At 41.0% G+C, this 24,113-nt stretch carries 14 protein-coding genes; 11 read left to right on the plus strand and 3 right to left on the minus strand.

Going from position 1 to position 24,113, the window contains the following annotated elements:
• Positions 1-31: 31 nt before the first annotated feature.
• Positions 32-1,735: a M61 family metallopeptidase gene (locus tag B2727_RS00495; RefSeq protein WP_033133387.1), complete on the minus strand. Its 1,704-nt coding sequence runs from the start codon at positions 1,733-1,735 to the stop codon at positions 32-34.
• Between the two features lie 437 nt (positions 1,736-2,172).
• On the opposite strand from B2727_RS00495, the gene B2727_RS00500 reads away from it, so the two are divergent.
• From B2727_RS00500 to B2727_RS00540, 9 genes are all read left to right on the plus strand, one after another.
• A complete protein-coding gene (locus B2727_RS00500; RefSeq protein WP_033133386.1) occupies positions 2,173-3,492 on the plus strand; it encodes a D-alanyl-D-alanine carboxypeptidase PBP6B in 1,320 nt (439 codons plus the stop codon).
• A gap of 95 nt (positions 3,493-3,587) precedes the next feature.
• Complete coding sequence (locus B2727_RS00505; RefSeq protein ID WP_005322983.1) at positions 3,588-4,874, plus strand: NAD(P)/FAD-dependent oxidoreductase; 1,287 nt, start codon at positions 3,588-3,590, stop codon at positions 4,872-4,874.
• 125 nt (positions 4,875-4,999) lie between these two features.
• Positions 5,000-5,482, plus strand: a complete 483-nt coding sequence (locus B2727_RS00510) for an FKBP-type peptidyl-prolyl cis-trans isomerase (protein WP_004801387.1) — start codon at positions 5,000-5,002, stop codon at positions 5,480-5,482.
• Positions 5,483-5,601: 119 nt separating this feature from the next.
• Positions 5,602-7,041: a deoxyribodipyrimidine photo-lyase gene (gene phrB, locus B2727_RS00515; RefSeq protein ID WP_033133385.1), complete on the plus strand. Its 1,440-nt coding sequence runs from the start codon at positions 5,602-5,604 to the stop codon at positions 7,039-7,041.
• Positions 7,042-7,227: 186 nt separating this feature from the next.
• Positions 7,228-7,977, plus strand: a complete 750-nt coding sequence (locus B2727_RS00520) for a hypothetical protein (protein ID WP_032859887.1) — start codon at positions 7,228-7,230, stop codon at positions 7,975-7,977.
• Complete coding sequence (locus B2727_RS00525; RefSeq protein ID WP_005202266.1) at positions 7,977-8,882, plus strand: hypothetical protein; 906 nt, start codon at positions 7,977-7,979, stop codon at positions 8,880-8,882. Before B2727_RS00520 ends, B2727_RS00525 begins: the two co-directional genes overlap by 1 nt.
• Entirely contained in the window at positions 8,869-10,119 is a 1,251-nt protein-coding gene (locus B2727_RS00530) for a glycosyltransferase family 2 protein (RefSeq protein ID WP_033133384.1), read from the plus strand. Before B2727_RS00525 ends, B2727_RS00530 begins: the two co-directional genes overlap by 14 nt.
• Positions 10,120-11,967 (plus strand): hypothetical protein, encoded by a 1,848-nt coding sequence (locus B2727_RS00535; RefSeq protein ID WP_033133383.1) that lies wholly within the window; start codon positions 10,120-10,122, stop codon positions 11,965-11,967.
• Positions 11,945-12,847, plus strand: a complete 903-nt coding sequence (locus B2727_RS00540) for a hypothetical protein (protein ID WP_033133382.1) — start codon at positions 11,945-11,947, stop codon at positions 12,845-12,847. Before B2727_RS00535 ends, B2727_RS00540 begins: the two co-directional genes overlap by 23 nt.
• On the opposite strand, the gene B2727_RS00545 is transcribed toward B2727_RS00540, so the two are convergent.
• Entirely contained in the window at positions 12,844-14,058 is a 1,215-nt protein-coding gene (locus B2727_RS00545; protein WP_005322977.1) for a tetratricopeptide repeat protein, read from the minus strand. The genes B2727_RS00540 and B2727_RS00545 overlap by 4 nt on opposite strands.
• Before the next feature lie 230 nt (positions 14,059-14,288).
• Here B2727_RS00545 and B2727_RS00550 point away from each other — a divergent pair, with 230 nt between their 5' ends.
• Positions 14,289-14,990: a VIT1/CCC1 transporter family protein gene (locus B2727_RS00550; RefSeq protein WP_005322975.1), complete on the plus strand. Its 702-nt coding sequence runs from the start codon at positions 14,289-14,291 to the stop codon at positions 14,988-14,990.
• A gap of 118 nt (positions 14,991-15,108) precedes the next feature.
• Complete coding sequence (locus B2727_RS00555) at positions 15,109-16,152, plus strand: NAD(P)H-dependent flavin oxidoreductase (protein ID WP_033133381.1); 1,044 nt, start codon at positions 15,109-15,111, stop codon at positions 16,150-16,152.
• Positions 16,153-16,215: 63 nt separating this feature from the next.
• Here B2727_RS00555 and B2727_RS00560 read toward each other — a convergent pair whose 3' ends face one another.
• On the minus strand, positions 16,216-24,000 hold the full coding sequence (locus B2727_RS00560) for an ESPR-type extended signal peptide-containing protein (RefSeq protein ID WP_033133380.1): 7,785 nt from the start codon (positions 23,998-24,000) through the stop codon (positions 16,216-16,218).
• Positions 24,001-24,113: the final 113 nt, after the last annotated feature.

The raw sequence follows: 24,113 nt of genomic DNA on the forward strand, positions 1-24,113 counted from the left end.
AGGACGCTCATAGCGTCCTTTTTATCAAGTTCTAACCCTTCAACCAGCGGTCAACTTTTTGTTGGTCTTCAACTTTAAGTTCAACTGTTGTGAGTGAGTTTTCACCCGCTTGTAGTTCCAGTTGTAATAACTCATCGCGACGGAATGCATAAACTGTAAAGCGACCTTTTTGCTTCGCATATTTGGCTAAAAGTTTTTCTGATGCTTTGATACCATCAATCGCAATAATCACATCATTCGCCGACAAGCCTGCTTGAGCTGCGGCACTGTCACGACGAAGCTGTTGCACCACCACACCTTCCGCTTTATCAACGACTTTTAAGCCAAAAGGCAAAGCCTTATCATCTTTGATGCTATAACTTAAACCAAATTCAGGGAATAGTTGATCGAGTGGTAACTCATCTGTGGTGTTAATCAAATGATTAATTTGCTCGATCCAGTTATCACCTGTCAGTTCATTACATAATTCAAAAATAGTCCGATCATTGACCTGAATGCCGTTTTGGGTATTTTCATACAAACGACGCATCAAAGCATCTAAGTTAGAACCACGTAAGCGTAAGCCTAAGTCTAGGCAAAGTGCCACTAAACTGCCTTTGTTATAGTAACTGGTGCCTGCATTGTTTGAGTTTTCATCCTGACGATAGAACTTAATCCATGCATCAAAACTCGACTCTGAAACCGATTGAATCAAGCGGCCTGGATTTTGTAAATAACGATCAATTTGCGCTTTCAGTAGCTCTAAATAAGACTTCTGCGAAATCACCCCACTACGCAATAAAATCAAATCATCGTAATAAGACGTAAAACCCTCAAAAATCCACAGTAAGCTGGTGTACGATTCTTTATGCAAATCATAGTTGGCAAAATTTTCAGGACGAATAAATTTCACTAACCATGAATGAAAATACTCATGGCTGCACAGACCTAAGAAACGTTGATAATCTTTAGAAGGTTCTTCTGTTTCATCTGCCTTCGGTAAATCATCACGTGGGGTAATTAAGCTAGTACTGTTGCAGTGCTCCAAACCACCATAACTATTGCCTGTGGCCATGGTCATAAAGGTATAGTTTTGGAATGGTGCTGAACCAAACATGTTGATTTCAGTCTGGCAGATCTTTTGAATGTCTGCCTCTAAACGCGACAAATTGGTCGTGTGCTTCCCTGAGATTACAAACTCATGTGGAATACCGTTGGCTTCAAAACTAAAACGGCTTTGATCTGCCAACTCAAATGGGCTATCAATCAGTTGATCATAATTTTCCGCTTTTAAGGTGAAACGCCCCTTTACCAAGCTTTTTGATGGCAAACCTGTTGCGATTTGAAAATGTTTTAATTCATCAGGTAGGAATAGTTCAAGCTCACATGCTGCTTGTTCTTGATCTATCAGCCCTAAACAAACACATGCAGGGTTAACATATAACCGTGTTTGATCGACATAAGCACCACGTACGGACAAATCATAGGCATACACATCATATTCAACCGTAATCAGTTCATGATCAGTATTGAATAAACGCCAACGATTTTTTTCAGTTTTTTTAATCGTCAGTAAACGTCCAGCTTCATCTGATGCTTTCACTGACTCGATATGTTTTGAGAATTCTCGAATCAAATAACTACCGGGAATCCAAGTCGGTAGCCAAAGTTCTTGATTGGGATTTGCAAGAAAACGAAGTGTGACATGAATCAGGTGCTGGCGATAATCGTCGAACTCAATTTGGTAGTGCAACATAATTTTTAATCATGAAAATAGGAACAATTTCACACAGCTTAGCATTTTTTTACAAAGTCATGCGTAGATGTCGTAATTGTCAGCAAAAGTTTAGGGGCTATTGTCACTTTATCTATGGTTGCGACAGCGGATGTTTTTTAGGCGATACAAGGCATGTCTTGTGAAATTTAGTCATTCTAAATGAACAAGGCATAACGTAGTAGCGACAAAAAATGTTCCTGTCCCAAAGGGTTGTGGCTAAAATATCCTCATACTTCGTTATGAAACTTGGCAAGGGAATAGCCATTCCCTGCGTTCCATGCCTCGTCTGATGATTTTTTAGCCTACAACGCAATTCATATATAAATTGTCAATAGCCCCTAGATTCTTCAACAAAAAAGTCATAGCATTCTTGTCTCGCATTCTGGGCCATCGGATCGGCAATACAAGGTATTCACGTGAAATTTCTCCTCTCCCTCTTTACGTTGTTTAGTCTCGTCTGTGCAAACCTTGCACATGCAAATTTACTGAACATCGCCCCTGAAACAGTTGAAGCACAAGCATGGTCGGTGATTGATGCTCAATCAGGGCAAATCATCGCTGAACATAATAGCCACGTTCAACGTGCGCCAGCGTCTTTAACCAAAATGATGGTTGCCTATATCGCATTAAAAGAGATCAAAGCGGGTAAATTACGTAAAGAAGAAGTGCTGACGGCTACACCTGTGGTCAGTACAGTGATGTGGGATGAGTCACAGATGTACCTGAAAGCTGGCGAACAGATTTCGGTGGATCAGCTTTTGGCAGGTTTAATTGTGATGTCTGCCAATGATGCAGCAGTCACCCTTGCTGAAAAAATTTCAGGCAGTGTGCCGCAGTTCGTTGCTCGTATGAATCAAGAAGCACAAGCATTGGGCATGAAAGATACACATTTCAGCAATCCTGCTGGGATTACCATGACCGATCATTATTCAACAGCGGCGGATTTAAGCCTACTTGCAAAAGCGATTGTGAAACAAACACCTGAATATTTATATTATTCAAAAATGCCAAGTTTTAGTTATAACCAACGCTTCCATCATGCAACCAATCTTGCTTTGAAAATGGATCCAACTGCAGATGGCTTAAAAACAGGTTTTACCAAAGCGGCGGGTTACAACTTAGCCCTCACTGCTGAGCGTCCGACCTTTAATCCACAAGTTGAAAAACGTCGTTTGATTGTTGTGGTATTAGGTACACCTAGCGCAGTAAAACGTGCTGAAGTGGCACATAAGTTAATGAACTTGGCCTATACCTATACCCGCGATGAAGAAATAATTCCAAAGCAAAGGTTGATTGCCGAATTGCCTGTGATTAAATCAACTTTGAAGATATTTAAAGTTGAAACACAGCAACCGACCATTGTGACCACTTCTTTATATGGTCAAACCGCACCCATTGATTTAAACACTTTTGACTTACTCACCCAACGTATTCATTTGACAGATGCCAACCAGCAAGTCACGACCGTTGAACCGCTTCAAACCACCAATACACATATCAATATTGAGCTCAATGAACAGCATTTAACTGCCCCTTTGACTCAAGTCATGAACTTGGCAACGGTATCGATTTATCAAAACAATCAATTGATACGTAGCTTACAAATTGAGAATGATGTACAGATTGAAGAAGCCAATATTTTTCAGAAAATTATGATCTGGTTTTCGAATTTGTTCAGTTTTTTCTCAACAAATGACACTAAAAACCCAAAACTTTACCCTTTAAACCAAGGTTAAAAAAAACCTACTATTTCTATCAAGATTGCCAATACAATATAAAAAAAAGGATGGCATAATCCTGCCATCCTTTCACAAAAAAAATTAGGTTAATCATGAGTAAAACCTTACATCATATCGTGATTGTAGGCGGTGGCGCAGGTGGTTTAGAGCTTGCGACACAACTAGGAGAACGTTTTGGTCGACGCAAGAAAGCCCGAATTACCCTAGTTGACCAAAACCTCACTCACATATGGAAACCTCTCCTTCACGAAATCGCAGCAGGTTCACTTAATCCTCACGAAGAACAAACCAATTATTTTGCTCACGCAGAAAAACATCATTTTGAGTTCGTGCTTGGAACCTTAATCGATGTCAATAAAGATCAAAAACAAATTACACTTTCTCCCCCACAGCTTTCTAAAGAACATACTCCCCTGACTCAAAGTCTCAGTTACGATACGCTGATACTTGCAGTTGGTTCTGTATCCAATGACTTCGGTACCGAAGGTGTGCGTGAACATTGCCACTTCTTAGATAGTCGAAAACAGGCTGATATCTTCCAACAAGATTTGTTTCATCTATATATCGAAGCACAAAACCAACCAACTGAACGTGCTTTAAATATTGGCATTGTTGGTGCAGGTGCAACGGGGGTTGAACTTGCAGCGGAACTAATTGAAACCACGAAAAACTTTTATCGATATGGTTTAAAGAAAATTGATCCAAAGCAGGTTAAGATTACCCTAATTGAAGCCTCTGATCGCATTCTCCCTGCACTGACTGAAAAAACGGCTGCACACAGTGCCAAGCAACTGAAAAAAATGGGTATTGAAATTCTGACCCAACATAAAGTGCAAAAAGTCGATGAATCAAATGTCTATTTTAGTAATGGCAGTGTCTTGCACTCCGATATTACGGTTTGGGCAGCAGGCGTCAAAGCACCGAAAGTTCTAGAATCATTTACTGATTTTAAACGTGACAAGATTAATCGTTTAATGGTGTATGCAACACTACAGACTTATTCTGACCCAAATGTATTTGCCTTTGGTGATTGCGCCAACTGTCAATTAGATGCGCGTCAACCGCCATTAGGCCCACGTGCGCAAGTGGCAAGTCAGCAAGCAACATTCTTGGTCGATGCAATGGCCGCACGTTTGTCGGGTTCTCCGCAACCAATGTTTAGCTTTAATGAGAAAGGATCTCTGGTGTCATTAAGCCATAATCAAGCTGTAGGCGAGTTGTTAGGCGATGTCAGCGTACAGGGCTTTATTGCAAAAACCATGTATGTATCGTTATACCGATTGCATCAAGCCAATATTCATGGCTATACCCAAGCAGGTATGCTGACCATGAAGGATTTTCTAACGCGTCGTGTACGTCCAAAAATTAAGCTGTATTGAGTTGAAATTTGATATTTCGTCTCAATATTTAACTAAATCGTTTCAAAAAGTGGAAAATAGTCAACAAAATCTATTTTTCACTTTATGATATACAGCTAAAACTATTGATGACATGGATTCAAAACATGACTGCTATTGCACTTAACCACGTGGTTTCATTCCACTACACTTTAACAAACGCTGAGGGTGAAACACTTGATCAATCTCAAGGTGAACCACTTGCATATTTGCACGGCGCAGGCAACATCATTCCTGGTTTAGAAAATGCACTTACAGGTAAAACTGTAGGCGAAAAATTCACTGTAAACGTTCCAGCTGCTGAAGGTTATGGCGAATATAACCCAGACCTCGTTCAAGAAGTTCCAGCTCAAATGTTCCAAGGTGTGGACAACATCCAACCTGGTATGCAATTCCAAGCTCAAACTGATGATGGCGTTCAAATCGTAACTGTTAAAGCGATTGAAGGCGACAACATCATCGTTGATGCGAACTTCCCACTTGCTGGCCAAGATCTTACTTTTGAAGTAGAAATCGTTGAAATCCGTGATGCTTCTCAAGAAGAATTAGATCATGGTCACGTTCACGGTGCAGGTGGTCACCACCACTAATTCATTTTTGAATTAGATGGAAAAAGCAAAGCTTCGGCTTTGCTTTTTTATTGCCAAGCACTTTTCCAAAATCGAAAAATCGCTTAACGTTATTCAACTTTCGATTACAATCCACAGCTATGTCTCAGACCTATCAACTGATTTGGTTTCGCCAAGATTTAAGAATCCATGATCATGCAGCACTTTGGCATGCGACTCAGGCAGGCCCTACAATTGCACTTATCATTTTGTCCCCTGCGCAGTGGCAGCAACATGACGATGCAGCGATTAAAATCGAATTTTATCTACGTCAATTACAACAACTCAAACAGCAACTTGCAGACCTGAATATTCCCCTGCTGGTTCAAACAATTCCATTTTGGAAAGATATCCCTGATTTTTTCTCACGTTTAATGCAAAAACTTAATATTGAAAATATATATGCCAATATCGAACTTGGGATCAATGAACTCAAACGAGATCAGACTGTACAGCATCAAATCAATCAATATAAAAAAGAATTGATCCTTTTCCATGATCGAACTCTATTTCCAGTGGCCTCTATCCGCAATCAATCTAACTCACCCTATCAGGTTTTTGGTGCATTTAAGAAAACCTGCTATCAACGTTTACAGCACGGTTTACCCCAATGTTATCCTTCCCCAACAGAGCAGCAACCGCTGTCTCTGGATATATCCGCCTTTCAACAAGATGACATCCAAACATTACAACGCGACTATATAAAACAAATCCAAGATACCAACTTTAGCAAATGGCAAGTTGGAGAAGCACATGCACTCATACTCTTAGATCAATTTATTGATGAGCACTTAGCAGCTTATAAAACTGCACGTGATTTACCGGCTGTTTCAGGCACCAGTCAGTTATCAGCCTATTTAAATATTGGGATTATTTCGATTCGGCAATGCCTGCAAGCCCTGTTTAGACAGCAACACGGTCATTTTGAGATTCAATCTGAAGGCCAACAAACATGGTTAGATGAATTACTTTGGCGTGAGTTCTACCAACATATCTTGTTTGATTTTCCCAATGTCTCCAAACATCAGCCCTTTCAATCCCAGACCCAAAAGATCAACTGGCGAGATGATCCTATTGCTTTAGAAAAATGGCAACAAGGACAAACAGGGATTCCAATTATTGATGCAGGTATGCGGCAAATGTTAGCCACGGGTTGGATGCATAATCGAGTCCGTATGATCTGCGCCATGTTCTTAAGCAAAAACCTCCTCATCGACTGGCGTAAAGGTGAACAATGGTTTATGCAGCACCTGATTGATGGTGACTTGGCTGCCAATAATGGGGGATGGCAATGGTGTGCTTCGACAGGCACGGATGCTGTTCCTTATTTCCGTGTGTTTAATCCAACGACGCAATCACAAAAGTTTGATCCTGAAGGCGAATATATCCGTCAATGGATTCCAGAACTTGCCCATCTTGATAACAAAATGATTCATGAACCTTATGCAAAAAATCAGGCTTTAATACTGGATTATCCTAAGCCGATAGTGGATTTAAAGGCCAGTCGACTACGTGCAATCGATGCATTCAAATCACATTAACAGAGCTTACATAAGTTAAATAAACTTCTAAAATAGGATACTTTTTATTATTTTGAAATACAGACTATACTGTATGTTACTGTTTATAAAATTATTTTACAAAGCTAACAACAGAAAAACTGTCGTCAGAACTGTAAAATAATGCTAACTTCTTCACAAAAGACATTTATTAAAACTAAAATTATTATGCAAAAAAATCCGGCTCCAGCACTCGTCTTGTGGATTATCTCAGCTCAAATTTTTATGGGCATCGTTGCGTACGAGTGGCTGCCAGCAAGTTATCGCGGAAGCTGGGTGTTTTTACTTATTTTGTTAATTTCAGGGGCTTTTTTAAATGTTGGTATGGCCTTAGTTCTCGGGCTCGTCACATTTGTTGGTGTTGCTGTCTATTTTTTCCTTGACCTCGCCAATCAAACTTATGTCGAACGTCAACTGCTATTATTGTTTGTGCTACCAATTACACCGATCTTTTTAAGTGCGATACGTCATAATATTCAAAATGCGCTAAAGAGCTTCCGCGACATTCAGAGTTATGATCGAAATTATCAACACGATATTTTGCCGCTCACTGCATTGAAACATTTCCAAGGCGAATTAAAAAAGCTATTGCAGCTCACGCATAAAGATCACTATAAAATTATTACCACTCATATCAATAATACCGTACTAATTCGTGAAATGCTGGGCGAAGACATCTGGAAAGAAACCCAGAATAAAATTATGGCGATTCTTTCAAATGAAAGAGAGAGTGTGATTTACCATTTCATTAATGAAGAACTCAGTGAAATTAAAAGTATTGTCATTCACGAACCGAGCATTGATGAACATCACATCTATCCACACTTCATTCAAGACCTTCAGGAACTGACTGTACTCAAACTGCATATTGAGCAACATACTGAATACTTAGCACCTTCCAGTCGAGAGGTGCGCTGATGTCAGTATTACTCAATATCTGTGGTGTACTGGTTGCAACCAGCCATTTCCCAGATACAACCTTGCAGCAATTTTATCAGCAGTACTATCACTGTCAGATCGAAGCAGCAAAAACGGATCTAAGTACTCAAATTCAAACACCGCAAACGGTTGCTGAATTCTTTCCTCAGCCTGCGACATGGTGGCCTGTGTTCACATCTGATCAGTTGGACTCCGAAAGCTTTAAACAATTGGTTGAACAAGGCGTTAAACCAGGTGTGATTTTACCCAATGAATATTTTAGCGCGGTTAAATATTATAAAATTAAAAAAGCCGTCAATGAAGGTGCTATTCCTGTTGCCTTCTATCAAATGGCTCATGCAAAGTATTTTGCAGCTAAAGCAACTTTCTCAACTGCCATTGGCCTACGTCCCTTAGCGGCATTGATTGAAACGGGTTGGGATGAAAACCTGATTGCTCAACCCGCTGGTAGTTATATTATTCAATCAGACCTCCCTGATGAATTACGTATTCCAGCGCGAAAAATTCAACATCATCAGCACTATTTTTATCAAGCGATTACCGATCCTGCACAAAGCTCAGGTTATCAAGTGGTAATTAATCCACCACTTGGAATGCCCGTAAATACTATTGAGTATCCAAAACTGGGGATCTCATGGGATCTGAATCGCACACAATTTAGCAGCAGTACGGATGGAGTTGAAACCAGTTTATTTGGCTATATTTTGATTGGGCTAAGTACAGTGGTTATTCCACTGGATTATATCTATTCGGCACATTATCCGAGTTTACTCAGCACATTTGGGAGTTCTATCTCCTGGATTTCTTTATTACTTGGCGGCGGATTACTCCTGATCTTGATTATTTCTATCATTCGTAGGAGAAGAATAAATGCCCGCAATTGATATTCTTTTCTTATTTGGCTTTTTAGGCATTTGGATTCCACAAGCCTTTTGGGCATGGTTGAGCTTTCAGGCATGGAAATATTCTAAAAATGCAGCAAAAGAACTGGAAAATCTGCCTATTCCTGAACGATGGCCCGTATTAAGTGTCTTGATTCCAGCCTATAACGAAGGTGTGGTCATCGAAGACACTTTACATGCGATTGCACAACAGGATTATCCTGTACATGCCTATGAAGTACTACTGATTAATGATGGTTCAAAAGACAATACGCTAGAAATTGCTGAAAGAATGGCGGCCATTTATCCTTGCATTAAAATTGTTAATGTACCGAAAGGTATGGGTGGCAAAGGTAAATCTCGTACACTCAACAACGGTTTACCGCATGCCACGGGAGAACTGATCGTCGTCTACGATGCTGATAGTACCCCTGAACCCGACTGTGTCCGCCTATTAGCCCAGACCTTGCTGGCCGATAAAAAATTAGTCGCAGTGAATGGTAAAGTCCGTACCCGTAACTGGCGTGACAGTATTTTGACTCGTTTTATTGCGATCGAGTTTATTTTCTTCCAATGGATTTTCCAAGGGGGTCGTTGGCAGCGTTTTGAACTGTCGACCTTAATGGGCACCAATTACGTAATCTGGCGCGATGCTTTAGAAACGCTAGGTGGTTTTGATGAAAAATCTTTGGTCGATGATACCGAGATGAGCTTTAGAATTTTCCTCGGGCAAAGACGGATTAAATGGGTACCCTACGCGGTTGGTTGGCAACAAGACCCTCCTTCTCTAAGTGTATTTGTAAAACAACGCTCACGTTGGACTCAAGGGAATTTCTACGTTACCAGTAAATATTTACCGATCGCACTTCGAAAACCATTCCCTATCGGCATCGAAATTTTTAACAACATCATGTGCTATGTGCTATTTGTACCTGCACTGATCTGGAGTCACATCACTTTAACGTTAGGCTTATTGGGTATTGCAGGGATTACTGTTCCTGGTCCATTTACGTTACTTTGGGGCCTATCCTTCTGTTTATATGTCGCACAAATGTGGTTCACCCTATCTTTAGAAAGAGCCAAACCTCAACTATATTTCTTCGCGGTTTTATCTTATGTCACGTATTCACAAGTATTCTTATTTATCGTGTTTAAAGCGGCTTATGACATGCTTAAAAATAAGATTCAGGGAAACTCGTTACAGTGGTATAAAACTGAGCGTAGCAAGGAGAAAAAATAAATGAAAAATAAAACCTTACATCATCCATTTTTAAAAGCTATGCTTGCAAGTGTAGTCCTCTCCTTGCCCGTATTCACATCTGCGGATACATTAAATACATGGACCTTTGACAACATCAACACGTCCAATAAATATACCATTGAACCGCACTTCTTTTATGTAGGCAAAGGCTCTGAATGGCAGAACATCCGTTTTACTAGCGATTACTCCACAGAGCATTTCACCACTTTACTCGTCAAATTTGATGACAAGCTGATCTACAACACCACCTTAAATGGCGACGGTACATTAAGCTTCGACATTCCTGCAACTCAAAACGGTTTTCATCGTTTAGATTTTATTTTACAGCAGTATTCGCCAAATACCTCGCCTGCTGCTGACCGAACTACCTTCTGTAGTGAGGATGTCGATCAGGTAACTTATTTAAGTAATTCTAAAATTGAATATACACGCCACCGCCCCGTTTATCGCTTAAAAGATTTGCCTGATGCTTTATTTAACCCACAGGTTGTCCGTCCAACGCCATTTGTTGGAGTCTTGAAATATAATCCCGCAAATGTCAATGAAGCTTCAATGCTAGGACGTTTGATCAGTGCATGGGGTTCAGTCACGCCTATCCAATGGTATGAACAAAACGCACCAACGGAGCAAACACCCAACTTTTATATTGAAATTTTAAAATCAGCCAGTCCTTTACCTAAAGGGACTTTAGTGCAAATTAGCACTGTCAATGATATTCCAACATTACAAATTCAATATGACCAACCAGAAAAACTAACCTCTGCAATTAACGGCTTACTCAATTCAGAATATTTACAACAACTGAATACCTCAGCAACCTTTCTTCCCAATAAGCTTGCAGCACCAAACTGGGCTAAAATCAAACAAATTCACACCCTTGCCGATTTAGGTATTAGTGATTTCCGCTTGAACCAAGCTGAAAAAAATCTCTTCCTCAACTTCCCCGCAGTTTGGCAGCCAACGGATATTTTACAAGGTCAAATTGCATTGCGTGTGCAGAGTGGTTTATTGGAAGGCTCTAACATTACTACTTGGATTGATGGCGGTTTTGCGGGGAGTTTGAAAACAGCCAATTTAGATTCGGACCCAGTAAATCGACAATTTAACTATTTTGCCAAAACTATTTCGAACAATACGACCTTTAACTTAAAGCTTGAAAATTCGGTGATTGTAAATTCACAATGTTTACCAACCGCAAAAGGTTCTCTCTGGATTGATACACAAAAATCGACGGTAAAACTCCCGCATAAACTCAAAAATGGGGTTGCATCCTTATCAATGACTTTTGCAACCCATCCAACCATTGCGATTGATAGCAATGCGGGAAGCTTGGAAATCGCGATGATCGTCAGCCAAGTGGCTAAAAAAATGCTGATGACCAATGATCCAATCCCACTCAATCTAGTCAAACTTGATCCAGCAAAACCCGAACTTCTCAATGTACAGGTCAACCCCAATATCTATCGCCAACAGGTATTAATGCACCAAAGCACACTTTACCCACCTGCGACTGTGAATGGCTTCTTGGTCAGTTTCCATGATCAACGCTTTGATATTATTACTGACTCGATGCAAGGCGCTCAAAACTTCACCAAGCTTTGGGAAAAGGTTCAACAAAATATCCCCAATAATGCCAGCAAGATATTGGTGACTGAAAGTGGTCAGGTCTTCATTTTACAAAAGATTATGGTCGGTAACCAGAAAGCCCCTCTTGTTAAGCAATCATCATTCTTTATCTTGGTCGTTATAATCTCTGCTATCATGGTTCTTGCAATTTTGCTCTGGTACTGGCGAAAAAGACCAAATGCTAAAAATAAGGCTGACTAAATCCACAACGTTAATCACGCTTGCTTTATCAGCCCTGTTATTTTTAGGAGGTTGTATTCATCATCTCAAAACAGATGTACAACCTCCACAAATTGAAGGTATGTTCTGGCAACCTGACTTGGCTACAACGCCACCGTCAGGCAATTGGGACTTACTTGGTGTTTCTACTTTCGTGCCACAATGGTCGGTGGTGCAATCTAAATCATGGTTTGATCATGACATGGGTTTAGAAAAATGGGATAAAAACATTAATCTGAAACAGCTCCAGCAAAAAGCATGGGCTCAGCATATTTTACTTGGATTAGCAGGAGAATATGATGAGAAGATAGCTCGCTCCAATGTATTACAACTTGCTGAAAATTCTAAAAAAATAATAGAGAATACCAAGTTCATTCCTCTTAAAGGTTATTACTTTCCTGTAGAAGCAGACCCAACTTGGATTTGTGTAGATGATCTTGCCAAAGCCATTCGAACTTTGCCCAAACCACTTTGGATCAGTATCTATAGTGGCGAACAAGCACCTGAACATTTAGATTCCTGGTTAAAAAGCTGGTTACCAAGCCACACAGGTGTATTCTTCCAAGATGGTGTTGGCGTTGGAACGCGTTCACCTCAACAAGCCCGAGTCGTGCTAGAAGACCTTCAAAAAGAATTTGGTAAGGATAATATTGTGATTGTATTAGAAGCTTTTCGTCCCGTGAAAGGCGGAAAGTTTCGCTCCGCCTACCCATGGGAAATCATGCAACAACTGAAAGCCTACGAAGGACAAAAAGTGTATATTTTTGACGGTCCACATTATATGAACCGTATGACAGTTTATGCAGTCGCATTGTGGTATAGGCTAAAGTATCGAGCTCGTAGCACAGAGATCAATCCTTAAAAACTCTTATAAAAAACCAGTTCAGTACGTGTGTTGTTATAGTTTTCAGTGCCATCAGCTAAAGCATCTTTAAAGTAATGTCCATACAGTCGTTCAACTCTTAGTTTTACTGGAACATAGTTAAACGGCTGCCAAGCAACGCCTGCACCATATTCAAATAAATTATTGTAATTTTCGCCTTTAGAATCTGCCAAAGTATGCAGTTTGCCATAGGCTTGTACGGTACCTACTTCACCGCGATATACATTGAAGCCTGAACGCAAGCGTAAATCAGCAATTACATTATAGTCCTCGCGAGAGTAACTCGCGACATTGCCATACAGATCCGTAAAATAATCATTCCAAATCGTACGCTGCTCAATCGCTGGGTTTGCATACCACTCTTGATAGCCAGTGACCCCACCCACCACACTTTCCCGGAATTTATCCCGATTACGGTCAATCAGATCATAGCTGCCACCCACTTCTAAATAAGCACGGATCGGAATTGATTGCCACGGTTGATAGTTCGCTCCTACACCAATCGTCACTGCATTCTCATCAATAATTTCTGGACGTACGCCGCCTTTAGATTTGGTGTCACGGTTTAGATTCACAAAGCCATACACTTGCGCCCGTCCATTATCAAGATTCTTCCCATAACGCATTTTTAAGGGAAAAATGAAATCGTCATAACGTGACTCATAAGACGGGGCAAAATACACATCTTTAAACGTCGAGGGAACAGATGCCCCGCTCAGGTTTTGCACTGCTTGCTGCGCTTTTGCAGCAATTTCAGCGTCGGATGAGGTCGATAAATTCTTAAAAATCACTAAGGCTTCTTTGTTCCTTTTTTGCTGATTCAACAAATACGCTTCTTGTAATTTCAGTTGATCATCTTCGGGTGCAAGCTGTTCAGCCTTACGCACACTTTGAATAGCATCATTTTGTTTATTTAAGCGAATCTGCAAATAAGTCAGACTTTTCCAAACCTTGATATCTTGTGGCGTGATTTGTCCTAATTCAAGCAAGATTTTCTCAGCTTCTACTGGCTGGCTTTGTTCAATTTTATAAAACTTGTCCCAACGATCATAAATTGGGTTACCTGGTTTATATGCTGCATCCCCTTCTTTGACAAAATCAGAATCAGCACTGAATGCATATTGAACTGGTAAGATAAGACCTAAAATTAATAGTGTATGACTCAGCAGCTTATTTTTGGAATTGTTCATCGCAGATCTCAACTAAAAATACTCAGAATATAGACAATAAAAAGTCAATGTAATCTAAAGTTAAAGTGTTAAATTATTCACATATTATAACCAAATCATGGTTATGCTATCGTTAAAATAAGTTATTTTATAATAGATTAAGTTTATGAATCATCAATAGAATTTTACAAATATTCGCTACATTCACTTTTATAAATAATGAAATTCACTCAATCTAAAAGAGCAAGATTATGTCCTATTCCCAACATGCAGAACCGCATGTGATACAACGTTCTGGCTGGCTGAGAGCCGCTGTTTTAGGTGCCAATGATGGCATTATTTCCGTCACCAGTTTAATTATGGGTATGGCTGCGAGCGGCGCAAGTTCTCATACCTTATTGATTACCTGTATCGCAGGACTCATTTCTGGTGCTACCTCAATGGCAGCTGGCGAATACATTTCGGTCAAATCTCAAGAAGACATTGAAAAATCTGATCTGCGATTTGAGGCTAGAGAACTAGAAAAAAACCCACATGCTGAATTAAAAGAACTGACTCAGATTTATATTTCACGGGGTTTGAATCCTGAGCTTGCCCACGAGGTTGCCAAGCAACTGACTGAACACGATGCTCTCGGTGCACATGCACGAGATGAAATTGGGATTCATGAAAATACTGCTGCCAACCCAGTTCAAGCGGCTTTGTCCTCAGCAGCGTCTTTCTCTTGTGGTGCGGCCCTCCCCATGCTCGCGATTTTACTCAGTCCAAGCACGTGGGTCGCACGCTCAGTCCTGATCACAGGTGTTATTTCATTGGCCTTATTAGGTGCTTTATCCAGTTACTTCGCCCGTACCTCTATGTTAAAAGGCAGTATACGTATTACGTTATGGGGCATCTTGGCAATGGCATTTTCTAGTTGGGTCGGCTCTCTGTTTAATGTCACACCTATATAGAAAGCTAATTTTTTAATATAAAAATAACCTCTATATTCAACAAGTAAATAGCGATTATTATTTGCAAGCCTTTTTGTTTTTACGTTAAGGTGGTTAAAAATGGAATGAGTAAAGCATCATGTCAATTTTACAATTATTAGAAATAAAACATCCGATTTTACTAGCACCGATGGCAGGTGTTTCGACTCCAGAACTTGCCGCAGAAGTTTCTAATCAAGGTGCATTAGGTTCCTTAGGTCTTGGTGCAAATACGCCAGAAGCAGCTAAAGCCCAGATTTTAAAAACTCAAGCGTTAACAGATCAGCCCTTTCAGGTGAATTTCTTTTGTCATCAATCAGAACCTTTGAATCCTGAAACTGCACAACATTGGATTGATTATCTTCGTCCTCAATTTGAGAAGTTTAAAGCAGAACCACCCACACACCTGAATTGTATTTATCCCAGCTTTTTAGACAATGATGACTATCTACATGTGGTACTTGAAACTAGCCCCAAAGCGGTGAGTTTTCATTTTGGGATTCCACACCCCCATCAAATTCAAGCACTAAAAGATGCCGGGATTATCACGATGGTCTCTGCAACCAATTTGCTTGAAGCCCAAGCGATTGAGGCTGCTGGCATCGATATCATTATCGCACAAGGAATTGAGGCAGGAGGTCATCGTGGTATTTTCAATCAACAGTTTGATGCAGCCATCAAGACATCTGATTTAGTATCCTTGATCACTCAACATTGTACGATCCCTGTGATTGCCGCAGGTGGGATTATGAATGGCGAACAGGCTAGAACCATGCTGAAACTAGGAGCTGCTGCGGTGCAATTAGGTACAGCATTTGTACAATGTAAAAGTTCAAGTGCAAATGCAGCCTACCGTAAAGCTCTATTTAACCAGAACATTACTCAAATCAGTGCCAGTCTGTCTGGCCGACCTGCACGGGGCTTGCTCGGGACTTGGCATACACAGATTGATTCACCCAATCGCCCTAAAGTCCCTGCTTATCCATATACCTATGATTTAGCTAAACAGTTAATGAGTGTTGCTGGCGGACAGCTTGATTTTAGTTATGGTGCCTTTTGGGCGGGCAGCAATGTTACACAAATCAGAGAATTGGAAGCAGCTGATCTGATCAATCAACTGGTTTTAGAGATGAAAACCAACTAAACCTGTAAATAAAGAAAACCCACTCAAAATGAATGGGTTTTCTTTAAAGTTGCTTAAACTATTTTACCAACCGAAGCCAACACCGACGCCACCCGAACTCTCCTCTTTGGTAAATGCACCACCGATGGTAAGTGAAGTGTTTTCGTTAATTATGCGTTGATAACCAATCGAAACGGCCTGTTCCTGCCCTTGAAAACCTGCCCCGACACCCACTCGATTTAGCCCCTTCACACTGGAAGCACTGCTTGCCATATTCATCATTGCAGCAGTCATGGCGCCCTGACGATTGAAACGTTCATCCACTTTTTGGAAACGTTGTTCCGTCTCGACTCTATAATCTTGGAATGCACTATTTAGGGCATTGACCCGTTCATTGGTATAGCTATTGGCTGATTTTTCTGATGCTTTTAATTGTTGGTAATTTACAGCATCTGTGTCTTCTGTTGCATTTGCAACATGAATTACCTGACGTTCTTTACCTTTAGCTCCCACTGAAACCGTATTGTCACGATTTGACTCCGAATCATTACCTAATACAACGGCATTTTTTGCCTCAGTATTCACATTATTACCTAACACAAAGGTTTTATCGCCTTTAATGGTATTGTCATTACCAATAGCATAACTCGCATTCCCAGATACAGTATTAGGGTCACCAAAAGCCCCAGAACCATTGCCTGAAACTTGATTGCCAACACCTACAGCAGTTGAACGATTACCTGTTACGACAGTATTGGCTCCTATTGCAACCGAGTTGTCGCCTGTCGCCGAAGCAGCTTGAGCATCCTTCATGCCATTCACTTGAATATACTGATTACTGGCTGTTAATTGAGTTTGTACATCTGCAATTTTACTATCGGTATATCCATTTGCTGTCTGAACCGCGGCTGTTGTTTGCTGGTCGGTATAGTCTTTCGCTCCATGCAAAGATGCAGCTGCTTTTTGATCTGTATAGCTTTTTGCATCATTCAGTACAGATGTAGTTTGCTGATCTGTATAGGCTTTACCATCAGCTGCTTTTTGGTCAGCATAGGTTTTGGCACTATTTAGAGCCGATACTGTTTGCTGATCTGTATAAGCTTTACCATCAGCCACTTTTTGATCAGCATAGATTTTTGCATCATTTAAGGTTGTAGTGGTCTGCTGATCGGTATAATTTTTTGCATTATTCAATGCTGTGGTAGTTTGTTGGTCTGTATAATTTTTTGCATCATTTAAGTTAGATACAGCTTGTTGCTCTGTATGTGTTTTTAAATCTGATACCGAGGTTTTAATTGTACCTAACTGTTGATCAACGGCGACAAAGGCATCACTCACGGTATTTTTCACTTGCCCTTGAATGCTAAAAGTTGGCGCTGTGAATACACCATTACTCCATAATGCACTGCCTCCCAATGTCTGGATAAATGCAGTATTGGTTGTGTCAACACGCGTATTTAAACTTGTCACTTCATTGCCAATTCGCGTATTTAAAGTGCTAACCTCATTTGTTATACGACCATCTACTGTATGTAGTTGTCTACCTGTCACAGCATCCGTTGATGTAGCTGATAAAGTTGCATCTTTCAGATTGGTAATTTTCGTCCCAGATGTGCCTTGCAAAGTAACTGTATCTTTAGCGGCACTGTCATAAATCACTGCGCTTGCAGAAACATTACCTAAGCCATTTTGTAAGGCTGCGATATCATTGGTATTGGTTGTGACTCGACCATCAATACTAGCAACTGTCGTATCTACACCATCAATACGCGTATTTAGAGTACCAACTTCAGTTGTAACTCGACTATCCAATGTACTGACTGCTGTAGCATTTTTTCCAATCGCCGTCGTATTTTGACCAATCTTACTATCTAGAGCCGCGACTTCTGTACCAATTCGAGTATCCACACCATCAATACGGGTATTTATCGTATTGGTATTGGTAATTATTTTGCCATCTAAACCCGAAACCTCATAACCAATCCGAGTGTTTAATGTATCAACTTCATTTGTTATACGACCATCTACTGTATGTAATTGCTTACCTGTAACAGCATCCGTTGATGTAGCTGATAAAGTTGCATCTTTCAGATTGGTAATTTTCGTCCCAGATGTGCCTTGCAAAGTAACCGTATCTTTAGCGGTACTGTCATAAATCACTGCACTTGCAGAAACATTGCCTAAACCATTTTGTAATGCTGCGATATCATTGGTATTGATTGTGACTCGACCATCTAGAGCACTAATGGCTGAGGCATTTTGACCAATGGCTGTTGTATTGGCTGTGATTTTACCATCTAAAGTCGCAACTTCCGTACCAATGCGAGTATCTACTCCATCAATACGTGTGTTGATGGTATTCGCACTGGTTGTAATCTTTCCATCCAGAATCACGGCTTGTTGGTCTATATAACCTTTCGACGTGGTTAAGCTCATCGTCGCTTGTTGATCAGCATAAGATTTAGCATCGGTTAATGTATTAGATAAACCTGTGGTGAATGCTGTATTTAGATTCCCGACTTCTGTTGTCACACGCCCATCTAAAGTGCTGATAGCTGTAGTATTGGCTGTGATTTTACCATCTAAAGTCGTAACTTCCGTACCAATGCGGGTATCTACTCCATCAATACGTGTGTTGATGGTATTCGCACTGGTTGTAATCTTTCCATCTAGAATCACAGCTTGTTGGTCTGTATAGCCTTTCGATGTGGTTAAGCTCGTCGTCGCTTGCTGATCAGCATAAGATTTAGCATCGGTTAATGTATTGGACAAACCTGCGGTTAATGCTGTATTTAGATTCCCGACTTCCGTTGTAACTCTTCCATCCAATGCTGTAATGCTATTATTAGTTGCATGCAACTGTTTACCCGTCACAGCATCTTTAGAGTTTGCATCTAAAGTTGCATCTTTCAGATTGGTAATTTTCGTCCCAGATGTGCCTTGCAAAGTAATCGCATCTTTAGCCGCACTGTCATAAATCACTGCACTTGCAGAAACATGACCTAAACCACTTTGTAAGGCAACGATATCATTGGTATTGACTGTTACTCGCCCATCAATACCAGCTATCGTTGTATCAACACCATCAATCCGCGTATTGAGTGTCCCAACTTCATTGGTCACTCGGGTATTTAAGGTACCGACTTCGGTTGTGACACGACTATCAAGTATTGCAATATCATTAGTATTGGTGCTAACACGTCCGTCAATCCCTGCAATTGTGGTATCTACTCCATCAATACGGGTATTTAAAGTTCCCACTTCATTGGTCACTCGGGTATTTAATGTACCGACTTCTGTTGTGACACGACCATCAAGTGTCGCAATATCATTAGTATTGGTGCTAACTCGTCCATCAATCCCTGCAATTGTAGTATCTACTCCATCAATACGGGTATTCAGTGTTCCAACTTCATTGCCAATACGCGTATTTAATGTACCGACTTCTGTTGTGACACGACCATCGAGTGTCGCGATATCATTGCTATTGGTACTAACTCGTCCATCAATCCCTGCAATTGTAGTATCTACCCCATCAATACGGGTATTCAGTGTCCCCACTTCATTGGTCACTCGGGTATTTAAGGTACCGACTTCCGTTGTGACGCGACCATCAAGTGTCGCAATATCATTGCTATTGGTGCTAACTCGTCCATCAATCCCTGCAATTGTAGTATCTACTCCATCAATACGGGTATTTAAGCCTGCTACTTCATTGCCAATACGCGTATTTAATGTTCCCACTTCAGTTGTGACACGACCATCGAGTGTCGCGATATCATTGCTATTGGTACTAACGCGTCCATCAATCCCTGCAATTGTAGTATCTACCCCATCAATACGGGTATTCAGTGCTCCAACTTCATTGCCAATTCGGGTATTTAATGTACCGACTTCCGTTGTGACACGACCATCAAGTGCCGCAATATCATTGGTATTGGTGCTAACACGTCCATCAATCCCTGCAATCGTGGTATCAACGCCATCAATTCGGGTATTCAGTGTTCCCACTTCATTACCAATTCGGGTATTTAAGGTGCCGACCTCTGTGGTCAATCGACTATCAACACCTGAAATTGTGGTATCTACACCATCAATTCGAGTATTTAATGTACTGACTTCGGTTGTAACACGACCATCAAGTGTCGCAATATCATTGGTATTGACTGTTACTCGTCCATCAATCCCTGCAATTGTGGTATCCACGCCATCAATACGGGTATTTAAAGTTCCGACTTCGGTTGTGACACGATCGTCTAGGTTTGTCACATTATTATTTGTCGCATGTAGCTGTTTTCCAGTCACTGCATCAGCTGAATTACTATCTAAAGTCGCATCCTTTAGGTTCGTAATTTGGGTGCCTGTTGCGCCAGCAAGCGTAATTTTTTCTTTGTTGCTGCCCGCATCATAAAAAACAGCATCTGCAACAGTGGCTGTAAGAAGTTTCTTATTGACCGCATCATAATCATTTTGCGCATCTGCTACATTGGTGATCCGTTTTTCTGCCCCAGCTTTACCAACAGAGATGGTATTGGCTTCATCAGCAATTGAGCCAGCGCCTAGAGCAACACTATTATCTGCATAAGCTTTACTTTCAGCACCAATTGCTGCCGCTTTATCTCCAAATGCAGTAGATCGAGATCCCGCTGCCAATGCTTGTTCACCAACTGCGATTGCACCACCTTTTTCAACCGCCTGCATCAAGGCATTCATTTCCTCTATCGTGAATGCTCTACCACCTAAAGTCACTGGATGTGTAGGATTACTAGGGTCAAAGGCAAAATCTAAACCATCAATTTTACCTGTCATCGTGGATGAATCCATCTCAATCACTCGACCACTCAAAACAGTTAAAGCTTGAGTCGGATCAAAACTTGATTGATCTTCCAAGGCACCCCCCATCACCGAGCTACCATTACCTAAAGCTGCTCCGCCAACACCTGTTGCGCTACTACTTTTGCCAGTCACGCTGTTGTAACTACCAACAGCACTACTTGATTGACCTTTTACCAAGTTATTAGAACCTATGGCGCTGCTCTTAAATCCTAAAGCTTGGTTTGCATTCCCGACCGCATTACTCCCTATTCCGCTTGCTAGGTTATCCGTACCTAAGGCAGCACTCTCCATTGCTTGTGCTTTATTTTCATGACCTAAAGCACTGCTATCCAAACCAGATGCTTCATTTTTATAGCCCAGAGCGCTACTTCGTACCCCCATTGCCGAGTTTTGCAAACCAATAGCTGAACTGTCTACACCTTGCGCGATATTAAAATATCCGACCGCATTACTATTGATACCCAGTGCCTTATTACTTGTACCCACTGCAGTGCTATTTTGATGTGCAGCCTGATTATCAAAGCCTAAGGCATTTGAAAAAATACCCGTTGACTCATTGTCATATCCAATACTGGTACTGTTTACGCCTGATGCCTTATTTGCCTGGCCGATTGCCGTACTGGCAATTCCTGTTGCTGTGTTGTTATGCCCCACCGCTGTAGCAATATCTCCAGCAATGTTTCTGACACCTACAGCGGTACTGTGTGTTCCTGCCGCAATATTCTGATTACCAACAGCAGTACTGTTTGTACCAAAGGCAATAGATCCGCCCTGATCAATCGAATTAAGGAAGTTTTGTACTTCTTGCTGACTCACCGCTAAGCCATTGATATGCGTAATTGATGCGGTTGAAAAATCCGATGCAGTGACTGGAATACCATTAATCGCTGTAAGCTTAGTTCCATCATTGCTATAGAACGCATAGGTGAAACCTGTTGCGGCACCAATTGCAGTTGATCCTGTTTGTTGGCTTAAGTTATTGCTACCAACAGCAACACTACGCACACCATTTGCAGTATTTTGATATCCAAGCGCATTACTGCCAAAACCCGTTGCAGTATTTTGACGCCCCAATGCATTACTGCTTGATGCTGATGCAACATTATAAGAACCGAAAGCATTACTATCCACGCCAGAGGAAGTATTGGCATGCCCAACGGCACTACTATAACCACCAGAGGCAATATTGGTCCGACCTAATGCATTACTGGTAGAACCAATCGCCTTATTATTTGAACCTATAGCATTACTGTTCACATCCAAAGTAATATTTTCATTACCGATTGCATTACTTACCGCACCAATTGCAGCATTACTACCATAACGCAGCGCATTTACATAAGCTGATTTCTGTTCTTCACTCAATACCATCCCATTCACAGAAGTCAGTTTTGTTGGGTTATCTCGTAAATCAGCCCAACTTGTTGCTGTACTGACCACAGTTATGCCATCAATAGCATCCACAGTTCCTGCTGTTACAACAACACCTGGAGGGGTTCGGCCTGCTGGACTCGTTGCGCTTCCAATTGCTGTTGAGGATTGCCCCACACTGGTATTCAAATAACCAAGCGCACTACTGTTTGCTCCCCTCGCCGTATTACCATAACCAACAGCGGTCGAGTTAGTACCTAAAGTAATACCACCAACACCAAGGACACTGCTATTCTCTGCTAATGCTAAATTTCCTCCCCATTGCAATCGCTCTAAAAAGGCTTGTCGTTGCGTATCATTAACAACAGTACCATTCACATGCGTAATCGTTGCTGTTGTATTCCCTGTCGCCGTCACAGGAATTCCATTGATTCCTATAATAATACCCAATCCATTTGTTGTTATAGATGTAGATCTTAAGGAGGAAATATTAGAACCAACGGCAACACTTGATTTATTCTGACTATAATTATTGACCCCAATCGAAGTTCCATAATCATTGACCGCAACGTTATCATGACCTATTGCACTACCGCCATGCATCAATGCGGTATTGTTATAACCAATTGCGACACTCGCATTCCCTCTTGCTTCGTTTGAATAACCTATCGCTGTACTCGAAGCACTCGTGACGATATTGGCAACACCAACTGCACTACTATTTGTACCGACAGCAATATTACCGCCGTTTTTCGCTGCTTTAATAAAAGCAGCTACCTTATCAGGGGCAGCAGCTTTAGTCGTGGTAATGCCGTTTATGGTAAATGAATCGATATCATCAAGACTGATACTGGCCGAAGTGACCGAAATCCCTGCAACTTTGGTTAGCGTCGTACCATTATTCTCAGTCACATGTGCAATACCAGATGTCGATCCTAATGCTGTATCACTGCTGTTATGGGCATAGTTATCCGATACTGCAATAGCCGAAAACAGGCTTTGCACCTGCCCTAGATTAACGGCATCCGTTCCTTGCGTACCTGCTGCAACATTCGTAATTTGTCGCTGTAATACGGTATTCCCGACTGAAAAACTATTCTCTCGATCTGCAATAAAATTTGCCCCTAGCGCAATACTATTTTTACCTAGCGCTTGAGCCTGATTACCCAGAGCAACGTTATTAATCCTTCTCGCTAAAGCGCCAGAGCCGATTGCTACTCCATTTGATGAGGCAGCAGCACCACCAATTGCCACTGCATGATCCAGAGCCAGAGTTTGATTATTACAGTCTGCTCCAATCGATACAGCACCATCAACACCAGGACCAAAAAAACTGTCACTACTGGCAGAAGCAGTTTGAGTTATATATGTAATATCGCCAACTCCGCTCATTTCTATTGTTTTGTTACTCTGGAAACCAGGACAGGTTATGCCTTGAACAATATTTCCAGCCCAAACATGAGTGCCTGTCACCATAGCAATGCTTAAAACTAGCGTTTGCAGACCAAATCCCCGAGATGTAATAGAACGAGTGGTGACAGCCTCCAAAATGCTTACCGCCCCAATGGTATTATCTGTCTTACCAGCACTTCTGGCATTTTCAGATACAACAACCATGCGCCCCAGTGATTTATTCCAAATTTTTTTAAAAATGTGATTCATATCCGTACCTATATTTTTTAATCAATCGGTACAATTACAAAACATTACACTAAAACCTGTATATCACTGAAAACTGGTATTTCGATAAATCGTCACAATTTTAAAATAATTAA

Origin of the sequence: Acinetobacter sp. UBA991 (assembly GCF_002292065.1) — a bacterium.
GTDB classification, from domain to species: Bacteria; Pseudomonadota; Gammaproteobacteria; order Pseudomonadales; family Moraxellaceae; genus Acinetobacter; species Acinetobacter higginsii.

What these genes read in the sequence shown, in the direction of transcription:
- B2727_RS00495 (WP_033133387.1), bottom strand. Translation starts at nt 1,735, where the DNA reads ATGTTGCACTACCAAATTGAGTTCGACGATTATCGCCAGCACCTGATT.
- B2727_RS00505 (WP_005322983.1), top strand. Translation starts at nt 3,588, where the DNA reads ATGAGTAAAACCTTACATCATATCGTGATTGTAGGCGGTGGCGCAGGT.
- B2727_RS00510 (WP_004801387.1), top strand. Translation starts at nt 5,000, where the DNA reads ATGACTGCTATTGCACTTAACCACGTGGTTTCATTCCACTACACTTTA.
- phrB (WP_033133385.1), top strand. Translation starts at nt 5,602, where the DNA reads ATGTCTCAGACCTATCAACTGATTTGGTTTCGCCAAGATTTAAGAATC.
- B2727_RS00520 (WP_032859887.1), top strand. Translation starts at nt 7,228, where the DNA reads ATGCAAAAAAATCCGGCTCCAGCACTCGTCTTGTGGATTATCTCAGCT.
- B2727_RS00525 (WP_005202266.1), top strand. Translation starts at nt 7,977, where the DNA reads ATGTCAGTATTACTCAATATCTGTGGTGTACTGGTTGCAACCAGCCAT.
- B2727_RS00530 (WP_033133384.1), top strand. Translation starts at nt 8,869, where the DNA reads ATGCCCGCAATTGATATTCTTTTCTTATTTGGCTTTTTAGGCATTTGG.
- B2727_RS00535 (WP_033133383.1), top strand. Translation starts at nt 10,120, where the DNA reads ATGAAAAATAAAACCTTACATCATCCATTTTTAAAAGCTATGCTTGCA.
- B2727_RS00540 (WP_033133382.1), top strand. Translation starts at nt 11,945, where the DNA reads ATGCTAAAAATAAGGCTGACTAAATCCACAACGTTAATCACGCTTGCT.
- B2727_RS00545 (WP_005322977.1), bottom strand. Translation starts at nt 14,058, where the DNA reads ATGAACAATTCCAAAAATAAGCTGCTGAGTCATACACTATTAATTTTA.
- B2727_RS00550 (WP_005322975.1), top strand. Translation starts at nt 14,289, where the DNA reads ATGTCCTATTCCCAACATGCAGAACCGCATGTGATACAACGTTCTGGC.
- B2727_RS00555 (WP_033133381.1), top strand. Translation starts at nt 15,109, where the DNA reads ATGTCAATTTTACAATTATTAGAAATAAAACATCCGATTTTACTAGCA.
- B2727_RS00560 (WP_033133380.1), bottom strand. Translation starts at nt 24,000, where the DNA reads ATGAATCACATTTTTAAAAAAATTTGGAATAAATCACTGGGGCGCATG.